Raw genomic sequence first — 21,503 nt, forward strand, 5'->3', positions numbered from 1 at the left:
ACTCTAATCTGCCCAATCGCGATGGACGAAGGTTTACGCTTCGCAATCCGTGAAGGTGGCCGTACAGTTGGTGCTGGTGTTGTAGCTAAAATCGTTGAGTAATATCGACGTTTAGTGAACACAGAAAAAAGGTCGCTTAGGCGGCCTTTTTTAATGGATAAAATAAAGTAAGGCCATCTTCACTTGAAGGGTGAGTACGTTAAGCTTTTCAGCCCAATGGCTGAAAAATAGTAAGCGAACGCCACTTGGCTCTGACAAGTAACCGGATCTTTACAGTTGGTGCTGGTGTTGTAGCAAAAATCGTTGAGTAATATCGACATTTGTAGAGGGCGTTCCCAATGAGTCATTTTAAATTTAGGCGTAACCCGGAGGGCTGTGTCTATTTTATTTGTTTGTTCTTTATTGCCTAATGTTTATACAGAATAACTGCACTTCACATTCGTCGCCTTAACAAATCGAAAATCGACTACAGCAAATCAAAATAGTTAATCGAGAACGCTCTCTAGGGATATACAGTGGGTTTCTCAGTCACAGTTTTCTTATTGTGTGATTGCTCTATTGCTTGGTATCGATCTCTTAAACCCAAAGAAGTTAACCCTTTGGCTGTTAAAGGCTCTGAGTCTAAACCTGCGGGATCAGCTATACAACTGAGTTCGATGGATTGGTACAACCTTGAGGTACAACTTTGCAAACTTCTTAGTGCTATATGGGTGAGGCTTCTCTGCTCTTGTTGGTGAGATGTGGGTTTAACTTGATGTGTTTGTTCTGCATGGGTATCGACTTCTGGCATCAATGATGGTGGTTGGCGAATTTCTTCTTGATAACTGATATAAACCATTAAGAATGTAGTAAAGGCCATATTTCTTCTGTTTAAAAAGTCCTTTCGCTCACTTTTTTCTCTTGGTGTCATTGTTTCAAATTCATCGCATTGAACTTTTAACAATTCCATGTTTTTGTCAAATTCTTCTGAAATAGGTTGCCAATTGTCTCTGGTAATATTAAGCCTTAACAGTAAAGTTTTTATTGGGGCAATTTGACCTGAGGTTTGAAAATAAAACTGACAGAGTGCTGGTAATAAGTTTCCGTCTACTTGGTTGGGATCTGAAAATGCTTCTTCTGACAAAGGTGCCATTTTCATAGATTGTAGTAGAAGATTAAACTCATGTAAGTTTTGTTTAGCGTGTAGCGCAGACAAAGTTACAATATGAAAGAATAAATCTTTATTCTCAATTCGTGCCGCAAATAATTGTTCAGTTAATGTTTGAGATATCTGTAATTCACCATCTAAATAAATGGCTTGAGTTCCCGTGAGAGCGTCATCATGAAAGGTCAATCTTTTTGCAATATCTGCTTTTAGTTTACATTGTAACCATTCAAACTTATGTTTAATGCCTATCTCTAAATTTGAGAATGCAGATAAACAGTCCACTCTATCACTCAAAAAGAAAGCAGAATCAGGTCTTGGGAGATCGAAACTTCCACGGTAAATAAAACACATGTTATGGTGCAGCATTGCGTGGGTTTCTTTAAGAAACTCTACTTTACTTTTTGTTCTAAAAAGCTCCAACAATTGATCTCTATAACCTAACTCGGTTGCTGCCTTTAAATCGGAGGTGAGTAATTTCCGAATTCTATCTATTGATATGGAACCATTAGCATGGTATTCGGGAGGTATAGGTACTGGTTGTGTCGCATATTGAAGCATATTTTATCTCAAATTAATTCTCTTATCTGTATGATAACAATATGAACTTTGGTTTAGACTTTAGTGAATAAAAATTAATTATTTATCTGGCTTGAAAAAGCTGAACGGTTTTATTCATACTCTGCTCATTTGGATTCGATGGATGTCACTATGTCTTATATTATAATTGTCGGCGCAACGGGTGGACTAGGTCAGGCCATCACAAAAGAACTCTTAACTCAGAAAAAGAAAATGCTTTTATTGGGTCGACAGAGCAAAAAATTAATCGAGTTACAAAAACTGTCGGCAGAATATATTGATGTGCAATGCATAGATGTATCTGACAATCTTATTCTCGAACACTTCCTTGATGAACTTATGGTAGCAAACGGTGCGCCAACGATGCTTATCAATTGCGCTGGTTCTGGGTTATTCGGTCAGTTAACAGATTTAAATTCAAAAGAGATTGAAAGCACGCTCAGTAACAACTTGTTAAGTGTTATTAATCCCTGCAAAACACTTTTTGAACCGATGAAACGAGCGGGTGGCACAATGGTCAACATTATGTCTACGGCTGCGCTAAAAGGTAAAGCAGGCGAAAGCATATATTGTGCGGCTAAGTGGGGCGTCAGAGGCTTTACAGAATCTTTACGAGAGGAAGCAAAAGGCTCTAAGCTACGGATTGTGTCTGTTTATCCTGCAGGAATGAATACGCCGTTTTGGGATCATTCAGATGTTGATTATCCGACCGACACTTTTATGTCGGCAGAAGAGGCAGCTGACATGATTGTGAATGCTTTACCACAAGCAGAAAAAGGCTATATTTCTGAGATCACCTTAGCAAGATAAGCTTGGGTAAAAATCAAGGCTATAAATATTGCTGTAAGAAATCATACAGTACGCTGACCTTGCTGTTATTTCTTAAGTCCTTGTGATAGATAAACCAACTTTGCTCACTGTGCCCTTCGATTTGAAATGGTGTCGCAATCAATCCCTTGTCTTTGGCTATGTTGGTTGTGGCAATGCCTATCCCAATGTCTGCTGAAATAGCACCTGCCATGTCTGAAAAGTGGTTGGACTGATAAGTGATGTTATTCAGAGGTATGGCTTCTAAAAGTGGTTTAAACACGGGGATTGACCGTTTAAAGCCCGTTGGCATGATCCAGTAATGCTGGTTCACATCATCGATGGATTCGGGTAACCCGTGTAATTTACGATAGTTATTGCTGGCATAGAGTTTGAGCTGGGCACTGGCTAGTGGCTTGGTGATGATATCGTTGCTATTGGGTCTATTGCCAGGGCGAATGGCAACATGTACGGTTCCCGCAGCAAGTGAAATAACTTCGTCGGTCGCTAACATAGTGAGACGGACATTGGGGTAAGCGTCCATTAATGCTTTAAATGCTTTGTGCATTCGGGTCGCATAACTGGGGACCGTGGTTATGACGATTTCACCAGACAATTCTTCAGTGGTATTTTGAATCCGCTCTTGCAAGCGAGAAAACTGGTGCTGAATATTCGGAAGTTCTTGCAATAAGATATGTCCAGCTTCTGTAAGCTGATAGCCTCGTTGATGCCTGATAAACAGTTTTGTATTTAAGTGTGCCTCTAGGCGATCGATATGCCTGATCAACGTTGAATGAGATAGGGCCAAGTGCTTTGCTGCCTGACTTAAACTGCCTGCTTTTGCGACTTCGAAAGCACTTCTATAATCGTCCCAGTTGTCGTTCATAAGGAATATCAGTTGTTCATAAGTGAACAATAGTTTTCCATAATTGTCCATTTTAATCCAATAAAAAACTGGTTAATCTTAACGCTCTGAGTAAATTGAGAAAGTAGAATGCAGTTAAAGAATACTCATAGCCGCTATGGCCTTATTGCGATATCACTTCATTGGTTAATGGCGCTTTCCATTTTCGGGTTATTCGGCTTAGGTCTGTATATGGTTGAATTGAGTTATTACGATGAGTGGTACAGAGGCTCACTTGAATTGCATAAAGCGATGGGCGTTATGGTCATCGGCGTTTTAGCTCTACGAATTATCTGGCGTTATTACTCGAAACCTCCAGCAGATATTAAAAGTAATTCTGCAGTGGTGAATAAAGCTGCAAAACTCGCACACAGGTTGTTATATGCGATTCTTGCTACTCTTCTGATTTCTGGTTATCTAATCTCAACAGCCGATGGTCGTAGTATAGATGTATTTGGCGTGTTTGAGGTCATGGCGATGCCGAGTATGCATGAGCAGCAAGAGGATATTGCTGGAATCATACATTGGGGCCTTGCTTGGACGCTCATTAGTCTGGTGGCTTTACATGCTGCTGCAGCCTTAAAACATCATTTTATTGATAAAGATGAAACATTAAAGCGGATATTGCCGTAAAAGGAATGGAAATGAAAAAAACAACATTATTAGCGGCAGCGTTTGCCACTGTATTAGGGTTTTCAGGGGTAGTAAATGCCGCAGATTATCAAGTCGATGTACGAGGTGCTCATGCATTCGTAAACTTTAAAATTAAGCATTTAGGCTACAGTTGGTTATACGGCCGCTTTAATAAATTTGATGGTAAATTTACTTGGGATGAATCGAATCCAAATGGGTCGAATATCAATATTGAGATTGATACTGCCAGTATTGACTCTAATCACGCAGAGCGTGACAAGCATCTGCGTAATAAAGATTTTTTAAATGTCAGTAAATATCCAACGTCGACATTTAATAGTACGAAGATTAAGTTTGATGATAAAACTCACGGTGTAGTTACTGGAGAATTTACTCTTCATGGCGTAACCAAGACCATCAGCTTTCCAATTGAAAAATTAGGTGAAGGCAAAGATCCTTGGGGAGGATACCGTGCTGGTTTTGTCGGTACGACACAAATCAAATTGTCTGACTATGGTATCGAATATAACCTGGGCCCAGCCTCGACTCACGTTGAACTCGAATTAGCCATTGAAGGAATTCGTTTGTAAAAATAAATTAAACCTAAATGAAACAGTTAAACGCACAAATTTTATCTGCGTAAATCAATCTTCCCAACTGAGTTATTTAAGTTAAACGTTTATCAAGCTTAAAATGCCGCTCATTAATTGAGCGGCATTTTTTTATCTAAATGCTATAAAATGCACCGCTGCACATGTATTATTGAGAATCATTATCATTAAGGGGCGAAGGACAGAATAAGATGAAACGAATACTCACGGGATTATTGTTCGCAGGTGGCATCATGTCGACATCAGCACAGGCTGCTGATGAACAAGTAAATATCTACTCGTTTCGTCAACCTTTCCTGATAAAGCCAATTCTTGAACAGTTTACGACAGAAACTGGCATTAAAACCAAAGTGGTTTTTGCAAAGAAAGGGTTAATTCAGCGCTTAAAGCGTGAAGGCGAGTTATCACCAGCCGATGTAGTGTTAACCTCAAACTTTTCTAAGTTGTTACAGTTAAAAGATGAAGATTTAACTCAAGCATATAGGGTAACACCTGAAATCAAATCACAGATTGCACCACAGTTCCGCGATTCTGATCAGCACTGGTTAGCGTTAACTAAGCGTGTACGTAATGTGTATTCATCGAAAGCACGTGCAGGTGATTTATCTGCCATGCGTTATGAAGATCTGGCTAAACCTGCGTTCAAAGGAAAAATTTGTACTCGCAGTGGCAAGCATCCATATAACCTAGGTTTAGTTGCGTCAATGATCGCCCATCACGGTGAAGCAGAAACAGAAAGCTGGTTACGTGGTGTTAAAGCGAACCTAGCACGCAAACCACAAGGTAATGACCGAGCACAAGTTAAGGCGATCAAAGAAGGCCTATGTGACGTTTCATTAGGTAACAGCTACTACCTCGGTAAAATGCTTAAAGACAAAAAACAAATTGCTTGGGCTAATGCCGTTAACTTAAACTTTCCGAATCAAGCCGATCGTGGTTCACACATTAACGTATCAGGTGCAGTCATTGCGAAACACGCACCCCATAAAGATGCGGCGCAAAAGTTGATTGATTTCTTAGAGGGTGATAAAGCTCAAGCATTATATGCAGAGCTTAATATGGAGTACCCAGTAAACCCGAATGTGGCACCCTCGAAATTAGTAAAAAGCTGGGGTGAATACAAAGCCGATGGATTGCCATTAGAGAAAGTCGCTGAGTATCGTCCAAAGGCGTTAAAACTGGTAGATAAAGTAGGCTTTGATTTATAGTAAAAAATCGTCACTCCTATTATTTAATGGGGTGTTACAATCCGGGCACTGAAAATAAAAGATTTTATAAAGATATTGATAGTGTCGATTCGAAAAAAAATAAACGCTTCCAATATTCTAAGCTTGCTATGTGCCAGCTTAGTTTTTATTCCGCTATTGGCACTGGTTGCTGAAGCGTTTTTCATCGGTGATGCGGGTGCATCGCTCGATGATATTCCTAACAATGTGTTACTGACCTACATTGTCAACAGCATTGGCGTTACGTTCATTGCGATTGTTACTGCGCTAGCGATTGCCATTCTACCTGCTTGGTGGTGTAGCCGTTATCAGTTTAAAGGGCGCTTACTGCTGAATGTATTAATGGTGCTACCTTTGGCAATACCGGCCTATATTAATGGCTATATTCTGACAGAATGGCTCGATTTCGCAGGTCCAATCCAAACCACATTACGAGCATGGTTTGGCTGGCAAACGGCGCAGGATTATAGGGTGCTGGACATTCGTAATGTCTGGGGTGAAGGGGTTGTACTGGGTTTGGCTCTGTATCCCTATTTATTCCTACTGGCTTACAATGCATTTAGGTAATTACCTGAGAGCTTAACTGCAGCAGCAGCGACATTAGGCGCCTCTTCTTCCCGTATCTTTTGGAAAGTACAATTCCTATGATTCGCCCTGCTATCGCTGTAGGTTGTACGCTGGAGGCTATGGAAGCGTTGGCCGACTTTGGTACTGTGCAGCTATTCGCCGTAAGCACATTAACGACAGCAGTGTATGACACTTGGTTAGTCTACGGCTCATTAGCTACTCCGTCTAAAATTGCTGTACTTACGCTGATGTTTGTATTGATGATTGTAGTCTTTGAGCGTTACAGTCGCAGACGGCAACGATTTTTTTCGGCAAAAAACGACCAAGGTAAAAATAGTCGACAACAAGCGAGTTTAAAATTACAAATCGGTATTTGGCTTAGCTGCCTTATCGTGATTGCTTTTGGCTTTGTTTTACCTGTGGTTCACCTTATTCAATACCTTATTGATTATTGGCAGCAGAATATTGAAAGCGATCAATGGCAATACTTATTGCAAACGCTTAAGCTAGCAAGCATTGCCGCTGCGGTCACCGTGATAATGGCGCTCATCGTAAACTTCAATTTAAGAGCTAAACCAAGTATACAAAACCGTCGTGTATTGAATATCAGCTCGCTGGGGTATGCTGTGCCGGGAACAGTGCTAGCGATTGCGGTACTCATTCCACTAACGGGCTTAGATAAATGGCTAAATACATGGTATCACTCGTTAACTAATAAGCGTTTAGGACTGCTGTTTTCTGGGAGCGTGTTTGCGTTAATCTTGGCTTACAGTATTCGTTTTGCGGCCATCAGTATTGGTCAAGTCAGTTCAGCTTATCAGCAAATGCCAACCAATATTGATGAAGCCGCAACAACGCTTGGTGCATCTCGCTGGCGCTTATGGACTCAAATTCAATTACCCATTTTAAAGCCTGCTTTGTTCAGTGCGTTTGTATTGGTGTTTATTGAGTGTATTAAAGAATTACCCGCCTCCCTACTATTGCGTCCTTTTGATTTTGAAACCCTCGCTACGTATGTTTATCAACATGCCTCCGATGAGCAGCTTGAAGTCGGCGCTTTGAGTGCTTTACTGATCATCTTATTAAGCTTAATTCCTGTCACCTTCGTTTCTAGAAAAATGGAGCAACTCTAATGACACAAGATCGACAACAAATGATTGATACACCCATGCTGAAATTAGAGAGCCTGTATTATAAAATTGGAGGCAATGAGATTATTTTTGATCTCTCTTTGTCACTTAATGCAGGTGAAACCTTGTGTCTGTTAGGTGCCAGCGGTTGCGGGAAAACGACCGTGCTAAAATTAGTTGCAGGCTTACTTAAACCTAAAAAACTCAGTTGAACGCTAAATAACTTTTTAAGCTTATGAAAGTAAAAAAATAATCTGATTAAATTTTACCACCTATTGGGTGAATCGCTCTACGCTTACAAGCTGGCTAAAATTGCCGTTATCTACGTTAGAACGTGCAGCAAGTAGATTAACTACTTGCTGCACGTTCTGCCTTGCTACCGATAATTTTTTCTGCGCTTGAAAACGTACCCAACTGAGTTTTCTAGGTTAAACCTGATACCGGTAATATTGCTATTGCTGGAGAATATGTAGAGGGGCGACAATTTAAACCGACGCAATCTCGAAATATCGGTTTTGTGTTTCAAGACTATGCACTTTTTCCCCATATGACGGTAGCAGAAAATATTGCTTTTGGTTTAAATACATTGAGTAAGCACCAGTAAACAACTCGAGTAGAGGAATGTTTAATGCTGGTGGACTTGCAAGGCTACGGTGAACGCTATCCACACGAACTCTAAGGTGGTCAGCAACAGCGTGTTGCTGTTGCGCGCGCATTAGCACCTAAGCCAAATATTATGTTAATGGATGAGCCATTTTCTAATGTCGACAGTCATTTAAAATTAAATATTATGACTGAGATAAAATCGATTTTTTTAGAACAGGGGGTTACGGCCATTTTTGTCACTCACTCGAAGGAAGAAGCAGACGTTTTTGCTGATAGCATTGTAGAAATGAGAGATGGCAAGCTCATCACAACTAGCTAGCCCACTTAATAATCTATCCATCTGTTGTTATACCAATTACAGTAATTGATATTAATTAATGTCTAGTTAAGCTTTCATCTCTATACTCTGGATTATGATGACTTAAATTAGAGCGGTTGTTAATGTGACCAATTGTGTGCATAACGTTTGGGATTTGCCTCGGCGAATATTTCATTGGCTAAATGTATTTTTTGTTTTTACATTAATAGCTCTTGGTCTGCTCATGATGAATAAATCCGCTTTAGGCATTACGGGCACAGAAGCTAAAGTAGGCCTAAAAACTCTGCATGTATTGATAGGTTATGGTTTTTGCATCAACTTATTGCTGCGCATTAGTTGGGGGCTAATCGGCCCTAAGCATCCCAAGCTAAGCCTTAAACGAACAAGCCTCAGTGAACTATCCAATTATCAAACTCGAATAAGCAAAGGTCACAAACCGCAATATTTGGGGCACACACCTTTAGGTCGAGTTTCGGTTATGCTCATGTTTATTTTGTTGGGTGTTATCATGATTACAGGGCTGGTTAGAGCGGGCACGGATATTTATTATCCGCCATTCGGGTCGACTGTGCAGGCATTCATTGCGGAGCATGGTGAGTTACCATCTAAAATAAAGCCTTATAATGATACTTATGTTGACCCGTCAGCGAAGCTGCAACTCGGACCTTTCAAATCACTCATGGGCAATGTTCATCGTTACAGCGTTTACTTGCTAATGTTCATACTCATAATGCATATATGGGCAGTGGTTAAAACTGAGGTTACTCTGCATCCTGGTCTCATTTCAGCAATGGTTTCGGGGAAAAAAATCATAGAAGGGAAGGCCGAAGACGAATGACTTCAGCCTTATAATGGCAAATGCTAGATGACTCGCGAGAACTGTTGTTGACGGGCTTTGTCTCTAAAGTATTTGTCGAAACACATACAAATATTACGAATGAGTAGGTGGCCTGTTGGACTCACTTTCAACACTCGGTTGTTTAAGCTAACCAATTCATCATCAATAAAGGTTTGCAGTAGCTTTAAGTCTTCTGCGAAATAGCTTTCAAATTCAATACCAAGTTGTTGTTCCATTTGCGCCATGTCGAGTTCGAAATGACAGATCAGCTGTTTAATCACTGCACGGCGGATTTCGTCATCACGATCCAGTGAGCAACCTTTCCATAGCGCATGTGCGTTATCATCAATCGCTTGGTAATATTCTCGCACTTCTTTTTGATTTTGAGCATAACAATCGCCAATTTGGCTGATGGATGACACTCCTAAACCAAGTAAGTCGCATTCTTCTTGAGTCGTGTAACCTTGGAAGTTTCGATGCAGCTTACCTTCACGTTGTAAGCGAGCGAGTTCATCATCAGGTTTAGCAAAATGATCCATGCCGATAAATTGGTAACCAGCAGCCGTTAGTGACTCAATGGTTTGATGCAGAATTTCAAGTTTAGCTTGTGGTGCCGGCATATCTGCATCTTTAATTTTACGTTGCGCCGCAAAACGTGAAGGCAGATGAGCGTAATTAAAAACCGATAAACGATCAGGCGAAAGCTCGATGATGCGGTCAATGGTTTTAGCAAAGCTTTCAGGTGTTTGATGTGGTAGACCGTAGATCAAATCTACGTTAGTCGAAACAAACCCAAGTGCTTTGGCTCGGCCAATTAAATCGAAAATAAACTGTTCGTCTTGTTCGCGATTAACTGCAACCTGAACTTGCTTATTAAAGTCCTGAACCCCAACAGAAATACGATTGAAGCCAGCTTCTTTGAGCGTATCCAACATAGATAACTCAATTTCACGAGGGTCGATTTCAATCGAATATTCACCTTTATTAGCGAAGTTAAAAGCAGATTTCAGTTGTTCAGTAAGCCACAAGATTTGTTCTGGCTCCAAATAGGTTGGTGTACCACCCCCCCAATGCATTTGGGTCACTTGATAATCTTTAAATAAAGGCGCACGTTTGATGATTTCTGTCTTTAAATACTCAAGATATTGCTCTGCTTTATGCTTATGGCGAGTAATTATTTTATTGCAGCCGCAGTAATAGCAAAGCTTGGCACAAAATGGAATGTGGATATAAAGCGATAGTTGACGGCTGTTACTGGTTTCAATCGCCGTCAATAGCTGCTGGTGGCTGAAGCTATCATCGAACTCTAAAGCGGTTGGGTAAGAGGTATAGCGAGGACCACTGTAGTTGTACTTCTCGATCATTGACTGATCCCAGCTAATTGTAGGTAAATGACTCAAAACCTTTCCTCCGGCTTTAGGGTAAATCTGTAGAATTGAGCGAAGTATGCCTTAACTCAAGATCCAAAACTTTGATCTAAAGCAGGTTGTGAATTTGACAGTGATATAAATCATGTGTTTTTTACAGTTTGTTAATAAGTTAAGGTTTACGATAGGATGCTACAAAACAAGAAGAAAACGGAAAACATAATATGAAGCGAACCCTACTCGCAGCCAGCTTGACGATACTCAGCGTGAATGCATTGGCTGATACCATGATTTATGCCGGTCAGCTCATTGATGGTAAGCATGCTGTGCCGTCTAAGAACAAGACCATTATCATAAAAGATGACAAGATCATCGCCATCAAAGCTGGGTTTGTAACACCTTCAAGTGACGATGTTGTCATTGATTATAGTAAGGGCACTGTGATGCCTGGCTTTATCGATATGCATACACACTTATCCTATCAAGGTGGCCCTAAGTCTTACATGGAACCATTTACACTGAATCCCGCTGACATTGCGCTACGTGGCAGCTTGTATGCACGAAAAACACTTGATGCTGGCTTTACTACGATTCGTGATTTAGGCGACTCGGGAAATGCTTCTGTGGCGTTGAGAACCGCTATCGCAAAGGGCTACATTCAAGGCCCTAGAATCTATACCGCAGGAACCTCGATTGCAACCACGGGTGGTCATGCCGATCACACTAATGGCCGCAATCTTGAGTTAATGGGTGATCCTGGGCCTAAACATGGTGTTATCAACGGCGTTGAGGACGCATTTAAAGCCGTAAGGCAACGTTATAAAGAAGGTGCTGATCTCATTAAAATTACTGCTACTGGTGGTGTGTTATCAGTAGCCAAAAGCGGTCAAAATCCTCAATTTACTGATAATGAACTTGAGGCAATTGTGACTGCAGCAAAAGATTACGGCTTTAAAGTCGCCGTTCACGGTCATGGAAAAGAAGGTATTAAACGAGCCATTCTTGCAGGGGTCGATACAATTGAACATGGGACCTACCTTGATGACGAGTTATTCAGTTTGATGAAGAAGAATGATGTTGCGCTTGTTCCTACATTGAGTGCTGGTGCCTATGTAGCTGAAAAAGCAAAAATAGATGGATTCTTCCCTGAAGTGGTTCGTCCTAAGGCCGCCACTATAGGTCCAAAAATTCAAGGAACCTTTGCTAAGGCATATAAAGCTGGAGTAACTATCGCGTTTGGCACAGATGCAGGAGTATTTGCTCATGGTGAGAATGGCAAAGAATTCAAGTTGATGGTAGATGCTGGAATGCCTCCGATTGAGGCGATCAGAAGTGCGACCTACGTAGCGGCAGAGCGACTTGGTGAAGACAATATTGGTCATATTGCTAAGGGGAAGTGGGCTGACTTGGTTGGTGTCGATGGCGACCCGTTGCAAGAGGTTGAGCTATTAGAGGCGCCAAACTTGGTCATTAAAGCGGGCAAGGTCTTAAAACAGTAAATGTTTCAAAAAGAGCAGCAGAAGCTGCTCTTTCTCATTAATGAAGTACGGTTTCCAATTTAAAATGTTGCAAGCTCTCCGCTTCTTTTAAAATTTCAGCTTCTAAGGCGGCTTCAGATTTCATACGCTGCATATCCAGTTGCATGCGTTCACGCTTCTGCAATGCTTTACGGTGCTCCATAATAGGATGCTTGCGGATCACTTCAAAGTGTTGATATAGCATTGGGTATCGAACATTCACTTGCTCAGTTAATGAAATGACTTCAAATAAACGAGCAATACGCACGACGCCTTCAGACAGCTCACAGCGGTCTTCAAGCATCGCTGCAGCAATATAGCGAACATCTTCCAGAATGGACTCTTTCTTGGCCTTAGCTTGTTCGTGCTTTTGTTGTTTAAGCTGTTCTTTAGCTTGTGTTTGCTTTCGCAGCTGTAACATCAACTTAGTGGCATAAGCTGTAAGACTCACAATAATGATGAAACCAACAATAAATAATGCCGTAACCATAATTAGTCCTGACGATACATATCTAACGCTGACTCACCTGACTCAAACTGTTGTAACAGTTGTTCGTCTTTATCCGTTGGTGCTGGCTTTATATCATCTTCAGCACTTAAGCCTAATTTTTCCATTAGACGCTCCATTTCGTCTAATTGAGTATTCAACCACTTCTCATCTTCAGCAGCGAGTACACGACCTTCTTCTAACTGATCCAGTAATTGGTTAAGTCTTGGATCTTCTTCCAGTTGCAGCAACCGCTGTTGATCATCCATTTTTGGCTGTTTAGGTTTTGGTGAAGAAGCGACTTTTTTAGCGGCTTCAACCGTTAACGAAATGGCTTTTTTACTGCCGTGTCGTGGATCTTTTGCTATACCAGCAACACGTGAGTCAGATTTTAACTGGGATTCGTTTTGACGACTTCCTGGCTTTTTACCATTGTTACGTTTCTTTCCGATCACTTGGCGATCGGCTTTTTTGGTTCTTGGCGCATGCTTAGGCGCATTTTCATTTACTTTACGAGTTTTTTTACTGCGTGCCATAGTGTTCTTCAGAGAGCTAATGGATAGGAAATTGAGCGTATTGTATCACAAAAGAAAAAGGCTGCAGATTTGACCCTGCAGCCTATAGTTTTGAGTGTCAAGGACACCTTATTCTTGATCCCAAGTATCCATACTTGCGTAGCGACGCTCCCGGTCGGTATCTTGACTAACAGCTTTCCTTGCATCGAACTTATTATTATTGGTCTTCCAGACGCTTTTTGTTAGTGTCACTATCGTGACTTTTAGATTGACGACATTTGTCATCAGTACATCGTCTGTGATGCAGAGCTAACCATCCATGTTATTGTTGATGTGAGTGCATTTATTGTATTTATCATTGAATCCTTCAACTCTAAATAATCAAATACCTCAAAGGTGTAAGGAAGTGCAAAATTGCTAAGTGACTAAAATCAGTCGTTCCTTACAATATTGATAACCTGGGCTTTAAATTAAAGCCACGACTCTTATTATTTTTAGAGAGCGGTTTTAACGAATGTTATTATTATTGATTTAACTTTATTCTTATATCTTAAATGTAATGTCCGAAACCTGCTCAATAGATAAATGTTATTTTTTTATGAACAGTTGGGTTCATCTCGGTACAGGGCGCATTAAACCCAAGTTACAAAAGAAAGTCAATAAATTTAATTTTAGATTGACGTTAACGTTAACGTCATTATTTTGATTTAAAAAAAGGATGCCACAACACACCCTTTTTTTAATCAATCACTTACTACTTTAAAGAAGCAATATATTGAGTGATGGCATCGATATCGCTATCGTTAAGTTTTTTTGCTACGCCTTCCATCATGCCATTTAAATCATTATGGCGTTGACCCATCTTAAATTTATTAAGCTGAGACTTGATGTAAGTAGCGTGTTGCCCTGTAAGCGATGGAAAGCCTGCTAGTCCCATACCTTTACCGGCTGGACCGTGGCATGCCATACAAGCTGGGATACCGCGCTCAGCATCACCTGCTTCGTACAGTTTCTTACCTATTGCAGGAAATTCAGCTGCAGGAGTGTGAGTAACTTTTTGGCTTGCGAAGTAAGCGGCTAGATCAGCCATATCTTGATCGCTTAAAGCCATAACAAAACCAGCCATAATAGGGTCGTTACGACCTTCTTTGCCACCAGAGGTAGCTGCTGATTTAAAGTCATGTAATTGTTTGGTTAAGTAAGGGGCGTGTTGGCCGGCTAACTTAGGGTACAGAGGTACCATACTGTTCCCGTCCATACTGTGACAGGCGGCGCAGATGGCAGCTTTTGCTTTACCGGCTTCTGCGTTACCTTCTGCAGCTTGTGCAGACACAGAAAGTGCGGCAAAGATAACAGACAGCACTAAAACTAACTTTTTCATGGCGTTCCTACTTCTTTTTAAGAAATATTGTCCTGAGCTTACTAGGATGACCCGCAAGCGTGATAACATACAAATATTGTGATCAAGCTAATATTCTACACGAAAACGTGGAAAAGTAAGCAATCCTTGAATAATTATAGTATTGCGTTTGAAAATTGGAGTAAAAAGTGGCTGACCAAGAGTTAGATTTTCGTAAAGCTAAGTTTCTAATCAGTGCCCCAGACATTGCACATTTGGATCAGCACTTGAACGCTGAACAGGGCATAGAAATCGCTTTCGCTGGGCGTTCTAACGCAGGTAAGTCAAGTGCATTAAATACACTGACTGAACAAAAAAGCTTAGCAAGAACCAGTAAAACACCGGGTAGAACTCAATTAATCAATGTTTTTGAAATAAATGAACATTGTCGTTTGGTGGATTTACCGGGGTACGGCTTTGCTCAAGTTCCACTCGCCTTGAAAAAAAAATGGCAACAAGCCTTAGGTGAGTACTTACAAGAGAGATCAAGTTTAGCAGGGGTTGTGGTTTTGATGGATGTTCGTCACCCTCTGAAAGATCTTGATATGCAAATGATCGAATGGGCTGTAGCAAGTGAGTTGCCGGTTCTGGCTTTGTTGACTAAGGCCGATAAATTAGCGCAAAGTGCTCGTATGAAAGCGGTCAATGAAGTTCGTAAAAAACTGGCTAAGTTTGATAAAAAAGTGCTTGTTGAGCCGTTTTCATCAATGAAAGGTTTTGGAAAGCCTAAAGTTTACAATGTACTTAATTCTTGGTATCAAAATCATATGGATACCGTTGAAACAGAAGCATCGGAATGACTTGAACATCAGTTGTATATGAGCCGGCATATGTTGTCGGCTTTTTTATTGAAAAATCTTCGACCATAAAAAAACCGGTAACAATTGTCACCGGCAAAAAATAAATTAGCTCTTTTGGGGAGAAGCTAAAAATTTCAACAAGACTCAAGTTCCATCAAATACATTTGATGGCGCTCAACAAGACATAGCATACCTGAAAATTTCAAAAATTAAAGTAAAAACTCTAAACTGTTTCTATGAGATGATATCGATGTTTAACCGTATTTTAATACTGTTGTTTTAAACGTTATGTAAGCGTATGAACTTATGCAATTCTTTTATCTGCTCATGACTAAATTTGATGGTAATGATGTCTGAAATAATATTAAAAAATGTGAATTTAAAAGATATGATTAATGAGAAATGATAAATTACAGACGAAAAAAAGCCCCAGCTAAAAAGCTGAGGCGCCGAATCTGGCTTATCACTATAAAGTGATTAAATAAAGGTCTGAAAGATAGAACATCTTAACCTCTGTACCCTACAACGCTAATATTAATCGCTTTGTTTCAAATTGAAAAACAGTTTTTACAAAAACGATGCAATTATGTGAACTCGATCTAGGTTCTAATCAAGTAATCACCTTTACCTATCCATTTATACGTTGTGAGTGCTTCTAACCCCATTGGGCCTCTAGCATGTAATTTTTGTGTAGAGACAGCGACTTCAGCGCCGAGTCCAAATTGAGCGCCGTCAGTAAATCGAGTGCTAGCATTAACGTACACCGCGGCGGAATTAACTTGATTCAGAAACTGCTCGGCGTGCTGCAAGTTATTGGTCAGAATACTGTCTGAGTGGCTCGCATTATGTTCGTGCATGTGAGCAATAGCAGCATCAATATTTGAAACAACTTTAATGCTTAGCGTGTTACTTAACCATTCTTTATCATAATCACCTTGTTCTGCTAAACGGACATTCTCGTTGTTGAACATCGCATTTGCTGATGCTTTATCAACAACAAATAATACTGTCTCTGAAAGTGTTTGTTGTAGTGTTGGCAAAAGCTGGCTGGCAATTTTTTCATGAACTAAAAGGGTATCCAGAGAATTACAGGCGGATGGACGATGGAGCTTTGCATTACTAATGACTTGAACTGATTCGGTTATTTCAGCACTATCATCGACGAAAATGTGGCTAATGCCGAAGCCGCCAATAATGACTGGAATGGTACTTTGTTGCTTGCACATGGTTTGTAATTGAGGGCCTCCACGGGGAATAATCATGTCAATGTACGTATCTAGCTTTAACAAGTCAGCAATCAGTTGTCTGTCGGTATTTTCAAGATATTGAACCGCTGAATCTGAAATTCCTACTTTTGATAATGCCTTATGGATAACTTGAATTAACGCAATATTCGAATGTAATGTTTCTTTACCGCCTCTTAGAATGCAGGCGTTACCTGTTTTTAAACATAAAGTCGCAATATCAACGGTAACATTTGGTCTTGCTTCGTAAATGACACCGATCACGCCAAGTGGCGTACTTCTTTGACAAAGAGTCAGGCCATTGGCAAGCACCCGTAAATTACGCTCAGAGCCAATGGGATCGTCCAAAGAAATGACATGCTGAATATCATTGACGATGGCTTTAAGACGTTCAGGATTGAGCAGTAAACGATCTTGTAAAGCACTCGGAGTATTTGCTTGTGCTGCAACCTGCATATCTTTAGCGTTTGCAGCAAGAATTTGGTCAGTATTGATCTCTATCTCTTGCGCTATCATGGCCAGTGCATCATTTTTTTCTTTTGTTGGAAGACTTGCGAGTTCGATGCAGGCTCGCTTTGCTGATCGTCCGATGGTCTCTAATGTTTGATCTTTCATTTAACGTTACCTTAGAAAATCACTAAATCATCACGGTGCAGAGCTTCACTGCCATAGTCATAACCTAATATGTCATGGATCTCATTGCTGTGATGACCAATGATCTTGGTTAAGTCGTCACTGGAGTAACTGATAAGTCCTCGAGCAATTAAAGTGCCTTGGAGACTTTTAATACGTACTACCTCACCGCGGTTAAAGGTGCCAGAGACTCGAGTAATCCCCTTTGCCAATAAGCTGCTGCCATTTTGAGTTATTGCGGTTAGTGCACCATCGTCAATCGTCAGTTCACCTGATGCGGTTGGGCCTGCAAGAATCCATTTTTTGCGATTTTCGAGTGCGTTATCAGAGGCTGAAATGGTGGTGCAATTTGCATCGCTATTTAAGCTATCTAAAATAGCATTGCTGGATAAGCCTGAAGTGATGAAAACTTCAATGCCAGCTCTTGTGGCGATATTCGCAGCTTGTAATTTAGTCGTCATTCCGCCAGTGCCAAGTGTCGAGTTACTGCCTGTTGCAATTTTCATTAAATCATCATCAATGTCATTTACCCTTTTGATCAACTGAGCGTCAGGGTTGGTATTCGGATCACAGCTATATAAGCCTTGTTGATCGGTCAGCATCAGCAATTTATCTGCACCACATAGAATCGCTGCAAGTGCTGAAAGGTTATCGTTATCGCCCACTTTAATTTCACTGGTGGCGACGGCATCATTTTCATTAATAATAGGAATAATATTGTGAGCCAGTAACGCATGGACCGTGTCACGGGCATTCAGAAAACGCTCTCTGTCTTTCAGATCTGCACGGGTTAACAGCATTTGGCCTATTTTGATATCGTACAAACCGAAAAGCGTCTCCCATGTATGAATAAGTTGACTTTGACCTACGGCCGCAAGCAGCTGTTTGTTTGCCATAGAGTTATTAAGATGAGGGAACTTAAGGTGCTCACGGCCAGCTGCAATGGCTCCAGATGAGACCAATACGACTCGATGACCAGATGATTTGAGTTGTGCACATTGACGAGATAGCTCAACCATATGAGCACGATTTAGTGCTTGGGTACCAGTAGTTAAGACGCTAGTGCCAATTTTAATGACGAGTGTAAATTGACGAGCAGGAAGCTTGGTGTGTTGATTCATATGCTCATAGTCTGGAGGAAACTAACTATGAGCATAGAAAATTCAGCGAACTTGTAAAATTAATTTTAGTTTTTCAATATTCTTTTAATGCAATTTAGTGAGCTTGTTGCCAGTTTTCTCCTAGACCTGCCTCTGCAAGTAGGGGAACATCGAGGTCGGCAGCCTCAGCCATTAACTCACATACTTTTTGTTGTAATGACTCGGCATGTGCAGCATCAACTTCAAACACCAATTCATCGTGTACCTGCATCAACATAGTGATTTCACCGTGAGTTTCCGACTCAATCCAGTTTGACACGATAATCATGGCCTTTTTGATGATATCAGCAGCTGTGCCTTGCATTGGGGCATTAATCGCTGCGCGTTCAGCCGCTTGGCGTCGCATGGCATTGCGAGCGTTAATCTCTGGTAAGTATAATCTGCGGCCAAATAACGTTTCAACATAGCCCTTGTCAGCCGCCAGTGCTCGTGTTTCTTCCATATAACGTTTTACACCAGGGTATCGTGCAAAATAAGTGTCGATATATGATTGTGCCTCTGCACGTGCAATATCTAATTGTTTAGCTAAACCGAAAGCTGACATACCGTAGATCAAACCAAAGTTCACAGCTTTGGCACGGCGACGTTGTTCAGTCGTTACCTCTGAAAACTCAACATTAAACACTTCAGCAGCTGTTGCACTGTGAATGTCTTTACCTTCTGCAAAAGCATCCAGCAGGCCTTTATCTTGAGATAAATGCGCCATGATACGCAGTTCAATTTGTGAGTAATCCGCAGCAAGAACACGTTTACCTTCCGGAGCGATAAAGGCTTGGCGAATACGTCGGCCTTCTTCAGTTCGGATTGGAATATTCTGTAAGTTTGGGTCACTAGAAGATAAACGGCCAGTAGCTGCATTAGCTTGGTGATAACTGGTGTGCACACGGCCTGTTTTGCCATTGACCATCAGCGGCAACTTGTCAGTGTAAGTGCTCTTTAATTTGGATAGGCTGCGGTGTTCAAGAATGATTTTAGGCAGTGGATAATCCAAAGCCAATTCAACTAACACTTCTTCAGCTGTTGACGGTGCGCCTTTTGGTGTTTTTTTGATGATCGGATAACCAAGCTTTTCGAAGAATAAGGCTTGTAATTGTTTAGGTGAGCTTAAGTTAAATTTCTCACCGGCAATTTCAAAGGCTTTTTGTTCAAGCTCATCAATTTTTTGTGCTAATTCTTGGCTTTGTTGCCCCAAAAGCATGCTGTCTATCAGTACACCGTTGCGCTCCATTTTCGATAAAATCGATAACACTGGCATTTCGATATCAGTAAAGACCTTAGCAAGCTCTGGAGACTTTTCTAGGCGGCTCCATAAATGCTGATGCAAACGAAGTGTAATATCAGCATCTTCAGCGGCATAAGGTGCAGCTTGGTCCAATGAAATTTGATTGAACGTGAGTTGTTTCGCTCCTTTACCTGCAACCTCTTCAAAGCTGATGGCTTTATGGCCTAAGTATTTCAGCGCCATACCGTCCATATCATGGCGAGAAGCAACGGAGTTAAATACGTAAGATTCTAGCATTGTATCGAATTCAACGCCTTTGAGTTCAATACCTACATTTGCCAGAATGGCGATATCATATTTTAGATTTTGGCCAATTTTTTTAATCGCAGGGTTTTCTAAAATAGGCTTTAACTTGGCTACAGTGTCATCAAAATCCAATTGCTGTGGCGCATCTAAATAATCATGAGCTAAAGGTAAGTATGCGGCTTTGCCTGCTTCTATTGCGAACGATAACCCGACAAGCTTAGCATCCATGTAATTTAGGCTAGTCGTTTCAGTATCCAAGCAAACTAACTCAGCTGCTTCGAGTTTAGTTAACCATTGGCTTAATGACTCAGCTGTTAAGATCGTATCGTATTCAGCATCAATAGCGTCCGGCTGAGCTTCATCATCGCCAGTGTCTGCAGTTTGGTGATTAATGACACCTGAACTTGAATCAAGTAACTCTGCGAGCCAACGTTTAAATTCCATTTCTCCAAAGCATTTAATCAGTTCATCTTTATCTTGTTGTTTGTGGATAAGTTCTTGCCAAGCTTGTTCAAGTTCAACATCAATTTTGATGGTCGCAAGATCGTAAGACAGTTGGAGATCTTCAGCATTATCTCTAATTTTAGCGGGCATCGACTTTGAACCACGGAAGGTCACTTGAGTGACAGCGTCTGGATCGTCGAGTAACTTCGCCACGCTGCCAACACCTTGAAGCATCGCCAATGCTGTTTTTTCTCCGACGCCAGGTAAGCCAGGGATGTTATCGGCTTTATCACCCATTAACGCCAGTAAATCGATGATCAGATTTGGACCAACGCCGAACTTATTTGTGACCTCTTCTGTTCCCATTATGGTGTCAGTCATAGTGTTGATGAGGGTAACGTTTTCATCAACCAATTGCGCCATGTCTTTATCACCAGTACTAATCAGGACATTTCGACCTTCTTTACTGGCATTGACGGCAATCGTACCAATCACATCATCAGCTTCTACACCGGGTATGGAGATGAGGGGTAACCCCATGGCTTTTATAATCCGATGAAGTGGCTCAATTTGAGTGCGTAAATCATCCGGCATGGGTGGACGGTGAGCTTTATAATCGCTGTACATATCATTTCTGAACGTCTTGCCTTTAGCATCAAAAATGACAGCAATATGCGACGGAGAGTACTGCTTTAATAAGCTACGAAGCATGTTTACGACACCATAAACTGCACCCGTTGCTTCACCTTTTGAGTTGGTTAAATGTGGCGGCGCATAATAAGCGCGATAAAGGTATGAAGAACCGTCAACTAGGACGAGTGGGTTTTCAGCAATCGTAGGCATAAGTTATTAATAGTTTAAAAAGAAGATGAATAGTGGAATAGTCTGCCACAGACAATAAAATTCAGCTACGAAAAAACGCCTTCAGCCTGTGGATAAGTCTGTGGGTTTTAATGCGCGATCCTGTTGAACGATCTAAGATCTCATATCTGTCCGTGTCATAAGTCTATGAATATTATGAATTAGTCTTTGTTGAAAAAGAAGT

22 protein-coding genes are annotated in these 21,503 nt (G+C 41.0%); 12 read left to right on the plus strand and 10 right to left on the minus strand.

Annotation, left to right across the window (positions count from 1 at the left end; all coding sequences use genetic code 11):
* A partial coding sequence (locus tag JQC92_RS11035; protein ID WP_204999734.1) for an EF-Tu C-terminal domain-related protein occupies positions 1-102 on the plus strand: 102 nt, incomplete at its 5' end.
* 400 nt (positions 103-502) lie between these two features.
* Here JQC92_RS11035 and JQC92_RS11040 read toward each other — a convergent pair.
* Positions 503-1,705 carry a hypothetical protein gene (locus JQC92_RS11040; RefSeq protein WP_204999707.1) on the minus strand — a complete coding sequence of 401 codons (1,203 nt, stop codon included), beginning with the start codon at positions 1,703-1,705 and terminating at the stop codon, positions 503-505.
* A 150-nt stretch (positions 1,706-1,855) separates the two neighbouring features.
* Here JQC92_RS11040 and JQC92_RS11045 point away from each other — a divergent pair, with 150 nt between their 5' ends.
* Positions 1,856-2,533, plus strand: a complete 678-nt coding sequence (locus tag JQC92_RS11045; protein WP_204999708.1) for an SDR family NAD(P)-dependent oxidoreductase — start codon at positions 1,856-1,858, stop codon at positions 2,531-2,533.
* Between the two features lie 19 nt (positions 2,534-2,552).
* Here the strand turns inward: JQC92_RS11045 and JQC92_RS11050 are convergent, their stop codons facing one another.
* Positions 2,553-3,467 carry a LysR family transcriptional regulator gene (locus JQC92_RS11050; protein ID WP_204999709.1) on the minus strand — a complete coding sequence of 305 codons (915 nt, stop codon included), beginning with the start codon at positions 3,465-3,467 and terminating at the stop codon, positions 2,553-2,555.
* A 57-nt stretch (positions 3,468-3,524) separates the two neighbouring features.
* Between JQC92_RS11050 and JQC92_RS11055 the strand changes: the two genes are divergently transcribed.
* The 6 genes from JQC92_RS11055 (at position 3,525) to JQC92_RS11080 (ending at position 7,813) form a co-directional block, all read left to right on the plus strand.
* A complete protein-coding gene (locus JQC92_RS11055) occupies positions 3,525-4,067 on the plus strand; it encodes a cytochrome b (RefSeq protein WP_204999710.1) in 543 nt (180 codons plus the stop codon).
* Between the two features lie 11 nt (positions 4,068-4,078).
* Positions 4,079-4,657, plus strand: a complete 579-nt coding sequence (locus JQC92_RS11060; protein ID WP_204999711.1) for a YceI family protein — start codon at positions 4,079-4,081, stop codon at positions 4,655-4,657.
* Positions 4,658-4,869: 212 nt separating this feature from the next.
* On the plus strand, positions 4,870-5,886 hold the full coding sequence (locus JQC92_RS11065) for an extracellular solute-binding protein (RefSeq protein ID WP_204999712.1): 1,017 nt from the start codon (positions 4,870-4,872) through the stop codon (positions 5,884-5,886).
* A gap of 81 nt (positions 5,887-5,967) precedes the next feature.
* Positions 5,968-6,471: an ABC transporter permease family protein gene (locus tag JQC92_RS11070; protein WP_204999713.1), complete on the plus strand. Its 504-nt coding sequence runs from the start codon at positions 5,968-5,970 to the stop codon at positions 6,469-6,471.
* A 77-nt stretch (positions 6,472-6,548) separates the two neighbouring features.
* Entirely contained in the window at positions 6,549-7,604 is a 1,056-nt protein-coding gene (locus tag JQC92_RS11075) for an ABC transporter permease (RefSeq protein WP_204999714.1), read from the plus strand.
* Complete coding sequence (locus tag JQC92_RS11080; protein WP_239480520.1) at positions 7,604-7,813, plus strand: ATP-binding cassette domain-containing protein; 210 nt, start codon at positions 7,604-7,606, stop codon at positions 7,811-7,813. Before JQC92_RS11075 ends, JQC92_RS11080 begins: the two co-directional genes overlap by 1 nt.
* Before the next feature lie 273 nt (positions 7,814-8,086).
* Here JQC92_RS11080 and JQC92_RS11085 read toward each other — a convergent pair whose 3' ends face one another.
* Positions 8,087-8,317, minus strand: coding sequence for a hypothetical protein (locus tag JQC92_RS11085; protein WP_204999715.1), 231 nt, complete (start codon positions 8,315-8,317; stop codon positions 8,087-8,089).
* A gap of 26 nt (positions 8,318-8,343) precedes the next feature.
* Here JQC92_RS11085 and JQC92_RS11090 point away from each other — a divergent pair, with 26 nt between their 5' ends.
* Positions 8,344-8,526: a P-loop NTPase family protein gene (locus tag JQC92_RS11090; RefSeq protein ID WP_239480521.1), complete on the plus strand. Its 183-nt coding sequence runs from the start codon at positions 8,344-8,346 to the stop codon at positions 8,524-8,526.
* Positions 8,527-8,662: 136 nt separating this feature from the next.
* Positions 8,663-9,364, plus strand: coding sequence for a cytochrome b/b6 domain-containing protein (locus JQC92_RS11095; protein ID WP_338049508.1), 702 nt, complete (start codon positions 8,663-8,665; stop codon positions 9,362-9,364).
* A 23-nt stretch (positions 9,365-9,387) separates the two neighbouring features.
* Here JQC92_RS11095 and hemN read toward each other — a convergent pair whose 3' ends face one another.
* Complete coding sequence (hemN, locus tag JQC92_RS11100) at positions 9,388-10,764, minus strand: oxygen-independent coproporphyrinogen III oxidase (RefSeq protein WP_276315794.1); 1,377 nt, start codon at positions 10,762-10,764, stop codon at positions 9,388-9,390.
* A 191-nt stretch (positions 10,765-10,955) separates the two neighbouring features.
* On the opposite strand from hemN, the gene JQC92_RS11105 reads away from it, so the two are divergent.
* Positions 10,956-12,230: a metal-dependent hydrolase family protein gene (locus JQC92_RS11105; RefSeq protein ID WP_204999716.1), complete on the plus strand. Its 1,275-nt coding sequence runs from the start codon at positions 10,956-10,958 to the stop codon at positions 12,228-12,230.
* Between the two features lie 37 nt (positions 12,231-12,267).
* On the opposite strand, the gene JQC92_RS11110 is transcribed toward JQC92_RS11105, so the two are convergent.
* The 3 genes from JQC92_RS11110 to JQC92_RS11120 all read right to left on the minus strand — a co-directional run bounded on the left by JQC92_RS11110 (position 12,268) and on the right by JQC92_RS11120 (position 14,631).
* A complete protein-coding gene (locus tag JQC92_RS11110; protein WP_204999717.1) occupies positions 12,268-12,738 on the minus strand; it encodes a DUF2489 domain-containing protein in 471 nt (156 codons plus the stop codon).
* 2 nt (positions 12,739-12,740) lie between these two features.
* Positions 12,741-13,271, minus strand: a complete 531-nt coding sequence (yihI, locus tag JQC92_RS11115) for a Der GTPase-activating protein YihI (protein ID WP_204999718.1) — start codon at positions 13,269-13,271, stop codon at positions 12,741-12,743.
* A gap of 733 nt (positions 13,272-14,004) precedes the next feature.
* Positions 14,005-14,631, minus strand: coding sequence for a c-type cytochrome (locus tag JQC92_RS11120; protein WP_204999719.1), 627 nt, complete (start codon positions 14,629-14,631; stop codon positions 14,005-14,007).
* Positions 14,632-14,798: 167 nt separating this feature from the next.
* On the opposite strand from JQC92_RS11120, the gene yihA reads away from it, so the two are divergent.
* The gene (gene yihA, locus JQC92_RS11125) at positions 14,799-15,449 is read left to right on the plus strand and encodes a ribosome biogenesis GTP-binding protein YihA/YsxC (protein ID WP_204999720.1); all 651 of its coding nucleotides are present in this window, start codon (positions 14,799-14,801) and stop codon (positions 15,447-15,449) included.
* 599 nt (positions 15,450-16,048) lie between these two features.
* On the opposite strand, the gene JQC92_RS11130 is transcribed toward yihA, so the two are convergent.
* The 3 genes from JQC92_RS11130 to polA form a co-directional block, all read right to left on the minus strand.
* Complete coding sequence (locus tag JQC92_RS11130) at positions 16,049-17,308, minus strand: glutamate-5-semialdehyde dehydrogenase (RefSeq protein WP_204999721.1); 1,260 nt, start codon at positions 17,306-17,308, stop codon at positions 16,049-16,051.
* Positions 17,309-17,319: 11 nt separating this feature from the next.
* Entirely contained in the window at positions 17,320-18,447 is a 1,128-nt protein-coding gene (gene proB / locus JQC92_RS11135) for a glutamate 5-kinase (protein WP_204999722.1), read from the minus strand.
* Between the two features lie 94 nt (positions 18,448-18,541).
* On the minus strand, positions 18,542-21,301 hold the full coding sequence (polA, locus tag JQC92_RS11140) for a DNA polymerase I (RefSeq protein WP_204999723.1): 2,760 nt from the start codon (positions 21,299-21,301) through the stop codon (positions 18,542-18,544).
* Positions 21,302-21,503: the final 202 nt, after the last annotated feature.

The organism is Parashewanella hymeniacidonis (assembly GCF_016900895.1).
Classification (GTDB): Bacteria; Pseudomonadota; Gammaproteobacteria; order Enterobacterales; family Shewanellaceae; genus Parashewanella; species Parashewanella hymeniacidonis.